A 14,695-nucleotide genomic window follows, 5' to 3' on the forward strand; every position below is an offset into this window, starting at 1 on the left:
ACGAGCAATTAAATCCGGTATGGAAAATACTAAATTACGAAACAGGGAAATATGAATCTGTTCAGAAACACTTCCGAGTATTTGAAGTGTAGAAGTTTTGTGATACAAAGTGTAAACGTAAGAAAAAATAATACATTTGCGGTCAATTTGTTATCGACAGTTGACCGCAAGCACGGTATAATAGACATAGATCTAATAAGAAAACCAAATAATCATTACTGTAAAATGTCAGGTAATGGTAGTCATCATTTATAATTGGAAGGAACAGGTTGGCTTTACCCTAATGGTGGAAAATCCACTATTTTTCCACCCAAACTGTAATTCCTCAGATGAAAACAGGTTTTCTTATCTTTTCTGAAATTGACAGAAAAAGCAGTAAAATCAAGGCTTTGAATGACTTTGATTGACATAGAATGCAAGCTGTTTTCTGTACCAGGATGAACTCCTAAGCGAGGGGGCGGAGGTTCAAATCCTCTTGGCGACGGGCTTCAAAGCGTTCGAAAATGTTAGCTGGATTAGCTGACAACGAACGCTTTTGTTATTTTCAAATCACGTTCGTGACACAAAATTCCATTCAAAATAATCAATTTCCAGCTAACGCAATCCGATTTTTGTTAGCTGACAGCTAATCAAAATTACCGGTTTGCAAACATGGGTTTTAAGAAGTCCAGCTAACATTTGGGTTCCGCTCCGTTGTCACCCCTTATTCGGGGATGTAAATCAGAGAAAAGGCGGGAAAAGAAACAATCTCTCCCAAACCTGCAAACATAAATTAGCTGAAACAGTATTCAATTCTATTAGCTACAGCTAATGGTCAAACAGCAATGTCTGTTTGGAACTTTACTATCTATAAAAGTTCCAGGCAGGCATTTTTTATTTCCTGAATCCTGGAGGGAAGGAGTCAAGATGACTGAGCCAAACAGACAATCAGGAGAAAACGAAGAAAGAATCATAGAAATTGAGATTGAGCGTCTTCGACTGTTCAAAGAGCATCCGTCTCAGGTGAAAGATGCAAATGAAAATGGCATAAAATTAAGTCATCAGGCACCAACACTGTATGATGTTGTCCCAAAAGAAGAAATTACTGAATTTGAAGAGCTTATGCGCAAAACCATAGCTGACATTGTATCAGAAGCCAGTAGCATTGCCTGTTGGGTGTATGTGCAGAAATATGTGAAACAGAAAACTCTTGACGAAATGCTGCAAGAATTGCCAGTAGCAGGCCAGTTTATCATTGTCATGGATACCTGGTTCGAAAGACTGATGGCGGAATAATGGATGCTATGATAGAATAAAGAAAACGATTTGAAGTGCAAATCGGCGTTTGGAAGTTGCTATGGCTTAATAAAGTATAAGTGGTTTTCAAAATTGCAATTCAAATCACTACGAATAAAGTCGAATTTGTTTGATGAATATTACAAAGATACTTGTGCTATTAGAAAGAGTGATATGATTGCCTTTTTACAGGAAAACTCAGTATATTCACTAAAAGATGGCATTGGAGAGTGTGAAGCAACCGTTCAAATTTATGTTGGAGAAAAAGAAAAGCAATCAATGAAAAAATCTGCTAAAATCATTCATGAAAAATTGCAGGATAGTTTTATACAAGTTCTTCCTAATATGTATCATGGAGAGTTTTCAATAAACCACGCAGATGATTATGTGAGAAAACTATTAGAAATAGTAAAGCGAAGGTAACTTTCAGTCTTCAGCAGAGACTGAAAGCAACAGAAGATTTGAATTGACCGAGCTCTTTGAGCGAGGGATACTTCTTGTCCGAAGGGCAAGAAGGTGGCACTGAGAAGAATTAAAACAATTTGAAGTTGTGAACTTAGAATTAGAGGTGTTGAAAATGAAAATAATAATTATATTTATTGATTTACTGATGGCAACTGTTCTCTTTTTTGTTGGAAGATTTTTTATCAAATCAAGGAATACAGAAAGAAGTGTGCTGTTTTTATCAGGAGATTATACTGGATTAAACACAGAGAAAATATGCAGAGTTACTGGAAAACGGATTAAGACATGGGCAATGCTCTTTTGTCTTGGCGGTATAATTGATTTTATCAAGCTGGGCGCAGGAATAATAATAGTTTCCGTTTTTTTTATTATCTTACTTGTATTTCATTTGGTTGATATGACTATAAATCGAGACAAGTACCGGGTATAAATTCAAGTTTGTATAACAGGAAAATTTAAATTTAACGCTTGAAAAAAGGAGAAATAAACATGGCAAAGAAAGAAGAAAGATTTGAAGTTACATTTAGAGACGGAAGTCAGCTTAAGGATGAAGGAGTTCGCCAAATCCTTGTAGATAAGGAGACTGGGGTTAACTATCTTTGTTGGAAATCTGGATATGGAGCGGCTATTACACCTCTTCTGGATTCAGAAGGAAAAGTCATAGTTACAAAGTAAAATCGAAAGTTGGAGGATACACACATGAAAATTGTAATCATTAATGGAAGTGCCAGAAAAGGAAACACGCTGACAGCAATCAATGCATTTATAAAAGGAGCGTCAGAAAAGAATGAAATTGAAATCATTGAACCCGACAAACTCAACATTGCACCATGCAAGGGATGTGGTGTCTGTCAATGCTCTAAGGGATGCGTCGATAAGGATGATACAAATCCTACAATTGATAAAATTGCTGCCGCAGATATGATTCTTTTTGCTACGCCAGTTTATTGGTGGGGAATGTCAGCACAATTGAAATTAGTCATTGATAAGTGCTACTGCCGTGGATTGCAGTTAAAAAATAAAAAAGTGGGCACGATTGTTGTAGGTGGTTCTCCCGTAGACAGTATCCAGTATGAGCTGATTGATAAGCAGTTTGACTGTATGGCAAAATATCTTTCATGGGACATGCTTTTCAATAAATCATATTATGCAACAGCCAGAGATGAACTTGAAAAAAATAAGAATTCCATGAACGAACTTGAGGGAATCGGAAAAAATTTATAAAGCACACTCCAAATTCCAGTTTGTATATATCTTTTAAAAGGTATATGATTAAGAAAAACGGCAGGAGGTATCTGAATGAAATCACATAAATATTGGTCTATCGGTGCACTGATTACAATGCTTGGAACTTTTTATACAGGTTATAAGGGATCAAAAGAAGGCCATAAGTATTTTGCAGCAAGTTCTTTGCTTTGCATGATTATGGCTATTTATACAGGACACAAGATGATTTCTGGTAAAAGTAGGAAGAAAAAAGAAGTTTCAGTAGAGAGTGTTGAAGATTAAAAAACAAAATATTTTAATAAATAACGCCGGTGCGGGATTTTTGATATCCAGTACTGGCGTTATTTATTCTACAGGGGCTTGGGGGTGTAGCCACCAAATATATTATTCATTTTCGTTTTCAGAAAGTTTGTTAATGATCCACTCCCTATTGATAACAATATCCTCATCATCGCGGAGATCTTTGAAATCAGTGCAGTGTGAAGAAGCAAATTCATACATATTGTCAATGTCAACTGCATCAGTGATCTCACCCTTATTAATGATTAGCAGCAACAATCAGACCTCCCGAAATCAACAGGATGGAAAACCTAAGAAACGAAGATCCGTGATCAAACGATTGCATCAGAAACAGATTGCCATTGCTCGCCGGTCCGGAAAGCCGATACCCAAATACCTGGATCAGGAAATGGAAAGAAAGCGAGGATAGAATATGCGAAGGTTAAAGTGTGAAAAAGAAACGATTATTCTGACCAATGAAGATGACGGATTCTATGATGTGTATACCTTCAATCAGAGCTTGCAGAAACGGTTACGGGGCTTTTCTGTGAAGTATCCGGATGATTGCTGGTTGAAAGGATCTTCGGAGGATGGAAGTGAAACGTATATGATCAAAAAGGGACGGTTGTCATTGAATTTAAGACCACCCTATTCCAAGGATAGGATTGATGAATAACATTCGAGCCTGTGCCGATGAGATTGTATTGAATGATATTGTGTATTCTTAACGGATACCAACCGAAGAAGAACTGCTGTCAAACCGATGGCAGTTTTTCTTTTTCGGCAAGTATTCAAGAAGTCATTAAGTCGTGAGCATAATCGAAGTGATAGAAAAGTTATCTCTTATATCGGTTGTAACTTTTTTATGATTCTATTGACAAGAAAACTTGGCATGTGTATAATTAAAATATGCAAAGAAAACTTGGTATGGAGGTGTTTTTATGAAAAAGGACGAAATCTTAAATGCAAGCAGAAAAGAACATCGCAATAAGGACTTGGCTGAAATGGAAGTGGTATATCAAGCCGGAAGTCACGCAAGCAGAGTTGGTGCTTTAGTGTGTTGTTTGCTTTCGCTGTTATCTTCTGTGCTTGCTCATACTATGATTTACAGTCCGTGGGTTATATACTTCAGCATTATTGCAACACAATGGTTAGTTCGTTTTATCAAAATGAAGCGAAAGAGCGATTTGGTCTTGACTGTTCTGTTTTTTGTGCTTTCCATTTTGGCATTTGTTGGATTTGTTAGCCATCTTTTAGAGGTGAGAATATGAAAGAACAATTACAACTGAAAAATCACTTAAAGGAAGTTCGCACAGAAGCAAATCTTTCTCAAGCTCAGCTTGCAGAAATGGTAGGGGTATCAAGAAATACCATTAGTTCTATTGAAACAGGACAGTTTAATCCAACTGCAAAATTGGCTCTAATTCTTTGTATTGCATTGGACAAAAAATTTGAGGAACTATTCTATTTTTAGGAGGTCATTATGGAAAATATTATAATGTTGATTTTGGGAGTGTTCATATCTGTTGTGGGAATTGTAAATATCAAAGGCAATATCAGCACAATTCACTCTTATAACAGGCGAAAAGTAAAGGAAGAAGATATACCAAAGTATGGAAAAACAGTCGGCACAGGAACGCTGATTATAGGAATATCTCTTGTATTAGGTTTTATTGTTTCGTTTTGGAGTGAAATAATTATAGATTATATCATTCTTCCAGCAGTTATTGTCGGATTAGGCTTTATATTGTATGGACAGTTCAAATACAATAAAGGAATTTTTTGAGAATCAGGGAGGTATAAAGATGGAATTGAACACAATATCAGGTCTGGCGATAGCGGGAGTTATCTGCTCCGTTGTCCTCTCGATGGGGGTACCGATTGCTTTGTTCATTGCAGGAAGGGTGAAGCTTAAGGCAAGGATTTCCTCGTTCTTTATCGGAGCAGGAACCTATCTGCTGTTTGCCATGCTGTTGGAGCAGTTGCTGCATGTTCTTGTCATTCAGTTCTGCGGACTGAACGCACAGAGCAGGCCATGGCTTTACTATGTGTACGCGGCTTTGGCTGCAGCGGTTTTTGAAGAGACCGGAAGACTGATTGCCATGAAGTTCTGGATGAAGAAATGGCTGGATTTTCCAAATGCACTGATGTATGGAATCGGGCATGGCGGTGTGGAGGCCATTCTGCTTGGAGGACTCTCCGGAATCAGCAATCTTGTGTCCATGCTGATGATCAACAGCGGAGCCATGCAGAATACGCTGGCGGTACTTCCTGCTGAGTCTGCAAACCAGACCGTGTCACAGCTGTCGGCCCTATGGACAACACCGGCACCACTCTTTTTTGTAAGCGGAATCGAAAGAATCAGTGCCATCATTCTGCATATCGGATTGTCACTGCTGATCTACCGGGCGGTAAAGGCAGGCAAATGCAGGACAGCGGCTTTTACAGTGGTTCTTGCATATGGGATTCATTTTATCGTGGACTTCTTTGCCGTGGCAGGTCCGGCGCTTCTTCCCATCTATGTGATTGAAATTGGTGTCTTTGTGATGGCAGCCGGAACTCTTGTTATGGCGCTGAAGATGGGAAGGATGGAAGAACTGTGAATTCCAGTTTTCTGCTATCATAAAACAGAATATATCTGACAGAACGCACCGTAGAAATACGGTGTTTTTTGTTACCCAATAGGGATACTTTCAGAAAGTGCCAAAGGTTGGAAAAAAGAATTAAATATGATTTCATGGAATGGAGCTGCAGAAAAATATGATATTCGTGACTGGGCACCAGAACATGAAAAAATGGGAAAAGGAATTACTTTATCTCAAGAAGAGGCAGAAGCTCTGTATGAGTTACTGGGTAAAACTCTAAAAAAATAGTTGTAATTAAACAAGCCAAAGACGTTTGATTGGGTGAACAGTTAAATGTCTTTGGCTTTCTTCGTAGAAATATAAATTTAATCCAACTCCGCCCCTAACTCATACCTCCAATATTCTGCCGCTTCATACTCTCTAGGTTCTGAGAGTACTGGTACGGTAAAGAGTTCAACCGGAACACCGAGTGTTGATCAGGCAGATTTTGTTTGCAACAACTTCAATTTCTGTATGTGTACCCCTCTATATAACGAAACGCTCAGAGGCTGTTTTACAGTGGGGGAAAAGAAAAAATATCAAAAAATTGATGATTAATGGTGAGCTTGTGATAGAATGGAAAAAATAGAAGGTATTTTTGTCTCCGATGAAATGCAGTCATGTGGCATAGGTAAGCTTTTATTAGATTATGTTAAGGATAAAAAAGTTAGCTTACGATTAAATGTATACCAGAAGAATGCCAGAGCAATTTCTTTTTACCAAAGAGAAGGGTTCATTATTCAATGTGAAGGTTTGGATGAAGCTACTGGTGAAAAAGAGTACACCATGCTATGGAAACGAAAATAGAAATCGAAATTTGGAGGATGTGAATGAGCAGCATGAAGAAAACAAAAGAAGGAATTAATTTGAAAAAACTCCTTAGGCTGAAGAATACAGGCAGTATCTTTGTGATTGCGGGACTTTTGATAATTTTGGTAATAGCGTCGTACACATATATTCTGCAAAGTTCTTACACTAAGACCGCCCTTGAAACAGAAATCACACGTGACACAGCGAGTGCAGATGCAGTACACAAACTTGTGAATGGAAAAATCGGCAAAGAAGATTTTGATCAAATCAAAGATCAATCTGATGAAAAGAAGCAATTATATAAGGATATTTCTTCATATTTCAATGAAATCAGAACACTGAATTCTACTCGATATATTTACACCGCTACAAAAAATGAAGAAGGAAAACTCGTTTATGTGGTAGACGGTTTGGATCCGGATGCGGATGATGTAAGACACCCTGGAGATTATATTGAGGAAGAAATGGTTCCGTATATTGATAGGGCTATTTCTGGGGAGAATGTGTACTCTCAGGATATCATTGATACAACATGGGGTCCGATTTTTACGGCTTGCTATCCTATAAGCGCAAATCATGATGGGACAGGAGAAATCATTGGCGCATTTTGCATTGAAATGGATATGCAATCAGCTTATGGAATGGTTGAAAAGACGAATCATATTTCCATCATCTGCGGTTTAGTCGCAGGAGCTGTATTGCTTTTAATTTGTCTATATACCTATTATGTTTACCAGAAAAGCAAGGCAGAAGAGCAAAAACAAAAACAATTATTAATGACCGCCGCTGAGGAAGCAGATGCTGCCAACAAAGCAAAATCTGCGTTTTTGCTTAATATTAGCCATGACATCAGAACGCCAATGAATGCCATTATTGGATTTACAAACATTGCGCTTCACCAGAACACGATTTCAGATATTCATGATAGCTTGGAGAAAGTTCAAAAAAGTTCGAATCATCTTCTCTCTTTGTTGAATGACGTTTTGGATTTCAGTCGCATTGAAAGCGGAAAAGATATCATTTCGCCTGAGCCAGTGGACATTACTCAATTGACAGATAACGTCCAGGCGATTATGAATGGACTTCTTTATAACCGAGATCTTAAGTTTGAAGTACATCGAGAAAGACCAAAGAACCCATATGTCCTTGCGGATGTTACGCGTATTCGAGAAGTCCTGGTGAATCTTCTTGGCAATGCTGTGAAATTCACAAAGGACGGTGGAAAGATTACTTTGGATATCAGCAGTTACCCCGGAACGGATGAGAAACATATCATAATTCGTTATGTTGTTCAAGATAATGGTATTGGCATGAGTGAAGAGTTCCAGAAAGAATTATTCAAGCCGTTTTCACAAGAAGATGATGCTAATGCCAGAACCAAATATAAGGGAACCGGTCTTGGCATGGCCATCACAAAAAAACATATAGATATGATGGGCGGTTCAATTGCTGTTGAGAGTAAAAAAGGTGTAGGTACTACATTCACTGTGGAGATTCCACTGGAGTTGACAGAACAAGTTATTCAATCAAAACAAAAACAACCTCTACATAGAGATTTGACAGGTGTTCATGTTCTTATGGCAGAGGATAATGATCTAAATGCTGAACTTGCTACGATAATGCTAGAAGATGCCGGTATGACCGTAACACGCGCATCAGATGGAAAAGAAGTCGTGAATTTGTTTAAAAATCATCCACGAGACACATACGATCTTATTTTGATGGATATTATGATGCCAAACATGGATGGACACCAAGCAACGAAAGCTATTCGAGCCCTGGGTATAGAGCGCCTCGATGCGGTTAGGATTCCAATTATAGCTTTGTCTGCAAATGCTTTTATAGATGATATTCAGGAATCCATGGATTCAGGCATGAATGACCATATTTCCAAGCCGATTAACATGGAGGAATTAATCGATACTATCACTAAATACATTAAACACGATTAGGAAAACAAAGAAGTTAATTCTGATGAAAAGTTTGCATTGGCCTTGTCGGATGCGAAAGTGCAAGTTTCCTATGATTATGATACGGGTCGCATCACCACATTTCTTATCAGCACCCAGCACCAGGAGGACACCTCTGTTATGGATATTCGCCCGCTGGCGGAAGCTGTCATGGAAACCGCCGGGAAGATCAAGAACGACAATATGTCCGATCAGGATTTCTACAAATTCCAGTTGATATTTCACATATTTTAGGAAATTTAATAACTGTTATATTTGATTATCAAATTCTTCGCAAACCCTTGAAAATACTAAGTTTGTAGCAAGTGAACTTTCCCTTACTCTTTCCCTTGTGTTACATTTTCCCATTGCTTTTCATGAACCTTAATATGGGAAAAATTAAGGGAAAGAAAATTTCATAACACAATATAACATATAACAATAACGACATGGTGAACTGATTGAAATGTTTTCGATATTTAACTCTGTAACTGATTATCAAAAGAAAATGGAGATAAGATACGATGAGAACAATTTATGCAGAATATAATATAAACCACGATAGTATTGATGTTTACACAAGTGCTGGATATATGCTTCGCATTGATTGCTGGGAAGCTGAAAAAAATTTAAAAACCACATATGGATCAGAATGTGCGCTTACTTCATTGGCTGTGGATGAGCCTTTGGAATATGCAAGATTATATCTTGATGGCAATTTACAGATGTGGGTGGATACAGAAGATTCATTAGAACTTTATTAAGCAAGAAGTGAGATAGTGTTGTAGGGAGTTTCCTGTAGTTAAAGATACCACACCCGATATGATGAACCCACGCTTATACACTACCAGCTATGATAAAAGAAAGGACAGCAATTTGACACTGCTGTCCTTTCTTTTATAAAATTGCAGTACACAGAAAAAAGCTGTAAAATGAAAAATATATTTGTCCTTGTAACAATTCTCGGACATTTGCCTGTTATACTATCTGCAAAAAGAAAAGGAAGTGATAATATGAAGCATATTTTAATTGTCGAAGATGATAATCTTTTGAATAAAACGCTTACTTATAATTTGGAATTGGACGGTTACACAATAACTTCTGTTCTGAATGCAAGGACAGCCGCTGAATCATTAAAAACAAACATTTTTGATTTGGTATTGCTGGATATAAATTTACCAGACGGAAATGGTTATGACCTATGCCGTCTTATCAAGCCAGAGCATCCTGATACAGTAGTTATATTTCTAACTGCCAACGATCAGGAAAGCAATCAGATACGGGGATATGAAGCTGGTGCAGTGGATTATATCACGAAACCTTTTTCGATTAGTGCTTTGCAGCGAAAAATCAAAGCCATGTTCGCTATGTTGGAGCATCACAAACCAGCTAAGGATATTTACGAGGATGGTAGCTTGTTTCTGGATTTTTCGGAACAATTTGCAAGTTTGAACGGGAAACCATTAGCACTTTCTGCGATGGAATATAAAATGTTGAACCTATTTCTTAAAAATCCGAAGCAGGTACTTACTCGCCAACAATTTTTAGAAAAACTGTGGGATGTTGATGAAAAATATGTAGATGAACATACCCTTACTACTTCTATCAGCCGTATTCGCAGTAAGATTGAAGCGGATGGCGACACATATATCAAAACGGTTTATGGTATGGGGTATCAATGGACAGGAGGCGAAAAGAAATGAATCTGAATAACCTTTCTGCTAAGAAAATTTGTAGACTGGTTAGTGCTGGCATGGTTTTCTCTATGCTGGTAATTACCGGTATTTTCGGCGGTATAATGCAGGATATACGAATTTTTATAGTGGGTGGAACATTGACACTCTGTGCGTTTTTCTGGATTTGGCTATTGGTGCTGATTTTTGGAAAACGCCTTTCTCATTTTACTTCTAATTTGTGCCGGACGCTGGACAACATGATTGATGGAAACGAGGAATTACAAAAGTCAAATGATAGTGAAACTCTTTTTGCCCGTATCAACCACCGCTTAATTCGGTTGTATGAGATTATGCAGAAAAACCGGCACAAGGTAGACATGGAACGACAGGAGCTTCAAATGCTGATTTCTGATATTTCACATCAAGTTAAAACGCCTGTCAGCAATTTGCAAATGGTAACGGACACACTTTTAACAAAGCCTGTTTCAGAAGAAGAACGGATGGACTTTTTACAAGGCATACGTAGTCAGACTGATAAACTGGATTTTCTGTTCCAAGCACTGGTTAAAACGTCCCGGTTGGAAACCGGAGCAATACGATTAGAAAAGAAAGACAGCAGCTTATTCCATACGCTTGCACAAGCCATGAGCAGTATTGTATATGCCGCAGAGAAAAAAGAAATTGCTGTATCCGTGGATTGCCCGGAAAATTTGATAATCTCCCATGACAGCAAGTGGACAAGCGAAGCCCTTTTCAATCTGCTGGACAATGCAGTAAAATACACTCCGTCAGGTGGAAAGATTTCTGTATCAGTGGTTCAGTGGGAAATGTACGTAGAGGTCAAAGTGACCGACACCGGCAAGGGCATTTCAGAAAGCAATCAGGCTGCCATCTTCCGGCGCTTCTATCGTGAGGAAGAAGTACACGATCAACAGGGTGTGGGAATAGGTTTGTATTTGGCTCGTGAGATTGTAACAAGGCAAGGGGGCTATATCAAGGTTGTTTCAGAGCTGAGGCAAGGCTCAGAATTTTCTATTATGCTTCCTGTAAGGTAAGATATAACCACTTTTTTTGAAATGTCCGAGCGTTGTAACATTTCACTCTGATTTTCGATAAAAATTTTTTCTATCTCGGACATTTGTGTAACATTTGTGGTTTACAATGGCTTTATCAACAGATAGAAAGCCTTGAAAGGAGCATTTGAATATGAGCATTTTACAAACAATCGACTTAAAGAAGTATTACGGCACAGAACCAAATATTACTCGTGCCCTTAATGGTGTAAATTTTACTGTGGAACAGGGAGAATTTGTTGCCGTAGTTGGAACTTCCGGCAGCGGTAAGTCTACATTGCTTCACATGATGGGAGGACTTGATACCCCCACTTCCGGCAGCGTGATTGTACGGGGAGAAGAACTCGCAAAAAAGAATGATGATGAATTGACAATTTTCCGCCGTCGTAACATCGGATTTATCTTCCAAAATTATAATCTGGTTCCGATTTTGAATGTATATGAAAATATCGTCCTGCCTGTGGAACTGGATGGCGATACAGTAGACCAGAAATTTATGGACGAAGTTGTGTATATGTTGGCTTTAGAAGATAAACTGGAAAATATGCCGAACAATCTTTCAGGCGGTCAACAGCAACGTGTAGCGATTGCACGAGCTTTAATTACGAAGCCTGCGATTATCCTTGCTGATGAACCGACCGGAAATCTTGATAGCAAGACCAGTGCAGATGTGTTAGGGCTTTTGAAGCATACCAGCGGAGAATTTAATCAGACCATTGTAATGATTACTCACAACAACGAGATCGCTCAACTCGCAGACCGCATTGTACGGATTGAAGATGGTAAAATTGTTGGCTAAAGGAGGTGGGAATTATGAATTATCCTTTTGAAAATGATACCAGTGCAGTAATTAAAAAATTAGCACGAAAAAGTGTGCGTTTTGATAAGAAGAAAAACTTATTTTGCCTTTCGGCAATTATTGTAGCCGTTGCTATGATAATGATGTCGTTGCTCACAGTGCAAAATATCATTTATCAAAATCAGAAAGAAATCGAAGGATTACATCAAGGGATTTTCTTTGACATTACGCAGGACAGTAAAGAAAAGTTGTTAGCAAACGAAGAAGTAAAAAGTGTAGGACTTTCCTGTAATATCAAAACAGTGAAAGAAAATTCTAAAGAACTGTCTCTGATTTATTATGATGATGACATGCTTAGTTTGATTCCTGCCTTTGACGGAAAATATCCAGAGAAAGCAAGTGAAATTGCTGTTACAGATGCCTTTTTTGCCAGTGAAAATAAGTCTCCGGAAATCAACGCCATAGTTCAGTTGAATCTGGATGGTACTTTGAAGAATTATACTATTGTTGGTATTTATCATGATAAAACTTCTACCGCTTATCCTGTTTTTGTTTCACTTGAAAAATGCCGGGAATTACGTGGAAATAACCTGCTTAATGGATATGTTTGGCTTGAAAATGCAGATACCCTTACAAAAGACGAAGCAACAGAAATATTATCTCAAATTTCAGAGGAGACTGGACTGAATAATTGGACAGTCAGCAGTTACTATGATTATGTAAATACAACTTTGTCCTTCAGTAATTATGCGGTATATGGTGTAGTTGCTGCCATTTTGTTTTTAGCTGCCGCACTTGTAATTTACAGCATTTTCTATATTTCGGTTGGACAAAAAGTTGCTGAGTTCGGACAGCTTCGGACAATAGGGGCAAGTAAAAAGCAAATTTATAAAATAGTTCTTAAACAGGGTTATATGCTTGCAGTTCCGGGGATTTTAATTGGTAGTATCATGGGAACGATCATCAGCTATTGTCTGCAATCAAAAGGCTGGTCAGTATTTGCATTTATTGTTTCTCTATGTGGCGCATGCCTTTTTGGAATACTGCTTGTTTATATTAGTGTTCGTAAACCAGCAAAAATTGCAGCGAATACTTCTCCAATTTCCGCCCTGAAAAATCCAGTGGGAATTGTAAATTACCGCACTCACAAAAGACATCGTATTACGCCTGTATATTTAGCGAAAATCAGCTTTTCCAGAAACAGAAAAAAATCTCTATTGACCATTTTATCATTGGGACTGTGCGGAGTTATATTTTTCCTTGCAGCAAGTTATCAGAGTTCTTTTAATGCCGAGAGTATGGCTCGTTATTGGGATATGAAGTACGGAGATTTCAAAATCAGCATTGATTTAGAAAACGAAAGTGAAAATTTGGATGCTCTCTTGCAGAAAGAATATTTTTCTGATTATGTAAAGCGTGTTGGAGATATAGAGGGAGTTAGCAATATATTTACTTATGCTACCGTACCAGTTGATTTCTCAACAGACAATGATATTTCAGATAGCACCTTGATGCTCGGCTATAATGAAAAGGATTTGGCGTCGCTAAATGCAGCGGTTTTGTCTGGAAATATTACTGATGATACAGAATTAGTTGTAAGTGATCCCGAACGTATTTATGATGTTTACCATTGGAAACCTCAAATTGGGGATACTGTGACCTTTAATTTCAAAAATCATAGTGGTAAAACAATAACAAAAGCATTCAAAATTGGTGCAATCACTTCCAGCAATGATGGAATGGGTGGCTATATTTTCAGAATGCCGGAAAATATGCTCAAAGAACTTGCAGGTTATGACTGTACATACGCAATCGAAATACAAGCAGAAACTGAATATCAGGAGATAATCGAGCAAGAACTCAAATTACTCGTTTCTGACAATAGGGATGTTCGCTTACAAACCCTTCAAGATTTTATTGTAGAACACCAATCAGACAATCGTGCAGGTTTTACATTAGCTTATGCGATTGCAGCCATCTTGTGGATATTTGCGGTCATCAATCAAATCAATCTTACTGTGACAAATCTTTTATCACAGAAACAGGAAATGGGCACACTAAAATCTATTGGTATGACAAATAAGCAGTTGAAGCAAGCATTTATGATGGAAGGTCTTTTTACTACTTTGATTGCATTGCTTATAACTGCTGTTGTTGGAATCCCCGGCGGATATGCAATCGGTATATTTTTGAAAAATGCAGGCATGTCTACGGGATTTGTATTTCCGGTTGTTGCTTTTACTCTTTTTGCTGTTGCTATGTTTATGCTTGAAAGTTTGATGACAATATTGCTTATTCATTCATGGAAGAAGCAATCTGTTATTGCAATAATGCGAAATTGATGATAGAAAGCTTTTCATATCTCGGTCAGCTCCACAATTACATTACTCTGCTGATACAGCCAGTCCGTAAATTCTTTCGGGCTGGCTGTTCCTGTTTTTACAGCCTTTTTTCTCTGTAATACTTCTTTTCATACAGTAAATTTTCACTAGGCTGGTATGGAGTAATTTTACTGTCT

Annotated in this window: 19 protein-coding genes and 1 pseudogene; 19 read left to right on the top strand and 1 reads right to left on the bottom strand. The window is 37.9% G+C overall.

Annotated features, from left to right (window positions below):
• Positions 1-906 precede the first annotated feature (906 nt).
• The 6 genes from LQE94_RS00215 to LQE94_RS00240 all read left to right on the top strand — a co-directional run bounded on the left by LQE94_RS00215 (position 907) and on the right by LQE94_RS00240 (position 3,249).
• The gene (locus LQE94_RS00215; RefSeq protein WP_240576698.1) at positions 907-1,275 is read left to right on the top strand and encodes a hypothetical protein; all 369 of its coding nucleotides are present in this window, start codon (positions 907-909) and stop codon (positions 1,273-1,275) included.
• Between the two features lie 126 nt (positions 1,276-1,401).
• Positions 1,402-1,698, top strand: coding sequence for a hypothetical protein (locus tag LQE94_RS00220; RefSeq protein WP_240576699.1), 297 nt, complete (start codon positions 1,402-1,404; stop codon positions 1,696-1,698).
• A gap of 154 nt (positions 1,699-1,852) precedes the next feature.
• Positions 1,853-2,170: a hypothetical protein gene (locus tag LQE94_RS00225; protein ID WP_005611085.1), complete on the top strand. Its 318-nt coding sequence runs from the start codon at positions 1,853-1,855 to the stop codon at positions 2,168-2,170.
• 59 nt (positions 2,171-2,229) lie between these two features.
• The gene (locus LQE94_RS00230; protein ID WP_005342831.1) at positions 2,230-2,415 is read left to right on the top strand and encodes a DUF6440 family protein; all 186 of its coding nucleotides are present in this window, start codon (positions 2,230-2,232) and stop codon (positions 2,413-2,415) included.
• A 24-nt stretch (positions 2,416-2,439) separates the two neighbouring features.
• On the top strand, positions 2,440-2,964 hold the full coding sequence (locus tag LQE94_RS00235; protein ID WP_055057988.1) for a flavodoxin family protein: 525 nt from the start codon (positions 2,440-2,442) through the stop codon (positions 2,962-2,964).
• A 75-nt stretch (positions 2,965-3,039) separates the two neighbouring features.
• Positions 3,040-3,249 carry a DUF6219 family protein gene (locus LQE94_RS00240; RefSeq protein ID WP_008392833.1) on the top strand — a complete coding sequence of 70 codons (210 nt, stop codon included), beginning with the start codon at positions 3,040-3,042 and terminating at the stop codon, positions 3,247-3,249.
• Positions 3,250-3,351: 102 nt separating this feature from the next.
• Here the strand turns inward: LQE94_RS00240 and LQE94_RS00245 are convergent, their stop codons facing one another.
• The gene (locus LQE94_RS00245) at positions 3,352-3,522 is read right to left on the bottom strand and encodes a hypothetical protein (protein WP_240576700.1); all 171 of its coding nucleotides are present in this window, start codon (positions 3,520-3,522) and stop codon (positions 3,352-3,354) included.
• Positions 3,523-3,679: 157 nt separating this feature from the next.
• On the opposite strand from LQE94_RS00245, the gene LQE94_RS00250 reads away from it, so the two are divergent.
• The 13 genes and pseudogenes from LQE94_RS00250 (at position 3,680) to LQE94_RS00310 (ending at position 14,519) form a co-directional block, all read left to right on the top strand.
• Positions 3,680-3,922 carry a molecular chaperone gene (locus LQE94_RS00250; protein ID WP_240576701.1) on the top strand — a complete coding sequence of 81 codons (243 nt, stop codon included), beginning with the start codon at positions 3,680-3,682 and terminating at the stop codon, positions 3,920-3,922.
• 265 nt (positions 3,923-4,187) lie between these two features.
• Complete coding sequence (locus LQE94_RS00255) at positions 4,188-4,517, top strand: DUF6442 family protein (protein WP_005608366.1); 330 nt, start codon at positions 4,188-4,190, stop codon at positions 4,515-4,517.
• Positions 4,514-4,720 carry a helix-turn-helix transcriptional regulator gene (locus LQE94_RS00260; protein ID WP_003865061.1) on the top strand — a complete coding sequence of 69 codons (207 nt, stop codon included), beginning with the start codon at positions 4,514-4,516 and terminating at the stop codon, positions 4,718-4,720. Before LQE94_RS00255 ends, LQE94_RS00260 begins: the two co-directional genes overlap by 4 nt.
• Before the next feature lie 9 nt (positions 4,721-4,729).
• Positions 4,730-5,032, top strand: coding sequence for a hypothetical protein (locus tag LQE94_RS00265; protein ID WP_008121271.1), 303 nt, complete (start codon positions 4,730-4,732; stop codon positions 5,030-5,032).
• A gap of 19 nt (positions 5,033-5,051) precedes the next feature.
• Positions 5,052-5,849, top strand: a complete 798-nt coding sequence (locus LQE94_RS00270) for a YhfC family intramembrane metalloprotease (protein ID WP_240576702.1) — start codon at positions 5,052-5,054, stop codon at positions 5,847-5,849.
• A gap of 78 nt (positions 5,850-5,927) precedes the next feature.
• A complete protein-coding gene (locus LQE94_RS00275) occupies positions 5,928-6,119 on the top strand; it encodes a YdbC family protein (protein WP_055249572.1) in 192 nt (63 codons plus the stop codon).
• 330 nt (positions 6,120-6,449) lie between these two features.
• Positions 6,450-6,677 (top strand): annotated as a pseudogene (locus tag LQE94_RS00280) (GNAT family N-acetyltransferase); the annotation flags it as partial.
• 32 nt (positions 6,678-6,709) lie between these two features.
• Positions 6,710-8,632 carry a hybrid sensor histidine kinase/response regulator gene (locus tag LQE94_RS00285; protein WP_240576703.1) on the top strand — a complete coding sequence of 641 codons (1,923 nt, stop codon included), beginning with the start codon at positions 6,710-6,712 and terminating at the stop codon, positions 8,630-8,632.
• A 521-nt stretch (positions 8,633-9,153) separates the two neighbouring features.
• Positions 9,154-9,393, top strand: a complete 240-nt coding sequence (locus LQE94_RS00290; RefSeq protein WP_006859036.1) for a DUF6061 family protein — start codon at positions 9,154-9,156, stop codon at positions 9,391-9,393.
• Positions 9,394-9,642: 249 nt separating this feature from the next.
• The gene (locus LQE94_RS00295) at positions 9,643-10,332 is read left to right on the top strand and encodes a response regulator transcription factor (protein ID WP_009265522.1); all 690 of its coding nucleotides are present in this window, start codon (positions 9,643-9,645) and stop codon (positions 10,330-10,332) included.
• Positions 10,329-11,360: a sensor histidine kinase gene (locus LQE94_RS00300; protein ID WP_006859034.1), complete on the top strand. Its 1,032-nt coding sequence runs from the start codon at positions 10,329-10,331 to the stop codon at positions 11,358-11,360. The genes LQE94_RS00295 and LQE94_RS00300 overlap by 4 nt, the downstream gene beginning before the upstream one ends.
• Positions 11,361-11,511: 151 nt before the next feature.
• Complete coding sequence (locus LQE94_RS00305) at positions 11,512-12,177, top strand: ABC transporter ATP-binding protein (RefSeq protein WP_006859033.1); 666 nt, start codon at positions 11,512-11,514, stop codon at positions 12,175-12,177.
• Between the two features lie 14 nt (positions 12,178-12,191).
• The gene (locus LQE94_RS00310; RefSeq protein ID WP_117593969.1) at positions 12,192-14,519 is read left to right on the top strand and encodes an ABC transporter permease; all 2,328 of its coding nucleotides are present in this window, start codon (positions 12,192-12,194) and stop codon (positions 14,517-14,519) included.
• The last annotated feature ends 176 nt before the right edge of the window (positions 14,520-14,695 follow it).

The organism is Mediterraneibacter sp. NSJ-151, assembly GCF_022487435.1.
Classification (GTDB): domain Bacteria; phylum Bacillota; class Clostridia; order Lachnospirales; family Lachnospiraceae; genus Schaedlerella; species Schaedlerella hominis.

What these genes read in the sequence shown, in the direction of transcription:
- LQE94_RS00215 (WP_240576698.1), top strand. Translation starts at nt 907, where the DNA reads ATGACTGAGCCAAACAGACAATCAGGAGAAAACGAAGAAAGAATCATA.
- LQE94_RS00225 (WP_005611085.1), top strand. Translation starts at nt 1,853, where the DNA reads ATGAAAATAATAATTATATTTATTGATTTACTGATGGCAACTGTTCTC.
- LQE94_RS00230 (WP_005342831.1), top strand. Translation starts at nt 2,230, where the DNA reads ATGGCAAAGAAAGAAGAAAGATTTGAAGTTACATTTAGAGACGGAAGT.
- LQE94_RS00235 (WP_055057988.1), top strand. Translation starts at nt 2,440, where the DNA reads ATGAAAATTGTAATCATTAATGGAAGTGCCAGAAAAGGAAACACGCTG.
- LQE94_RS00240 (WP_008392833.1), top strand. Translation starts at nt 3,040, where the DNA reads ATGAAATCACATAAATATTGGTCTATCGGTGCACTGATTACAATGCTT.
- LQE94_RS00250 (WP_240576701.1), top strand. Translation starts at nt 3,680, where the DNA reads ATGCGAAGGTTAAAGTGTGAAAAAGAAACGATTATTCTGACCAATGAA.
- LQE94_RS00255 (WP_005608366.1), top strand. Translation starts at nt 4,188, where the DNA reads ATGAAAAAGGACGAAATCTTAAATGCAAGCAGAAAAGAACATCGCAAT.
- LQE94_RS00260 (WP_003865061.1), top strand. Translation starts at nt 4,514, where the DNA reads ATGAAAGAACAATTACAACTGAAAAATCACTTAAAGGAAGTTCGCACA.
- LQE94_RS00265 (WP_008121271.1), top strand. Translation starts at nt 4,730, where the DNA reads ATGGAAAATATTATAATGTTGATTTTGGGAGTGTTCATATCTGTTGTG.
- LQE94_RS00270 (WP_240576702.1), top strand. Translation starts at nt 5,052, where the DNA reads ATGGAATTGAACACAATATCAGGTCTGGCGATAGCGGGAGTTATCTGC.
- LQE94_RS00285 (WP_240576703.1), top strand. Translation starts at nt 6,710, where the DNA reads ATGAAGAAAACAAAAGAAGGAATTAATTTGAAAAAACTCCTTAGGCTG.
- LQE94_RS00290 (WP_006859036.1), top strand. Translation starts at nt 9,154, where the DNA reads ATGAGAACAATTTATGCAGAATATAATATAAACCACGATAGTATTGAT.
- LQE94_RS00295 (WP_009265522.1), top strand. Translation starts at nt 9,643, where the DNA reads ATGAAGCATATTTTAATTGTCGAAGATGATAATCTTTTGAATAAAACG.
- LQE94_RS00300 (WP_006859034.1), top strand. Translation starts at nt 10,329, where the DNA reads ATGAATCTGAATAACCTTTCTGCTAAGAAAATTTGTAGACTGGTTAGT.
- LQE94_RS00305 (WP_006859033.1), top strand. Translation starts at nt 11,512, where the DNA reads ATGAGCATTTTACAAACAATCGACTTAAAGAAGTATTACGGCACAGAA.
- LQE94_RS00310 (WP_117593969.1), top strand. Translation starts at nt 12,192, where the DNA reads ATGAATTATCCTTTTGAAAATGATACCAGTGCAGTAATTAAAAAATTA.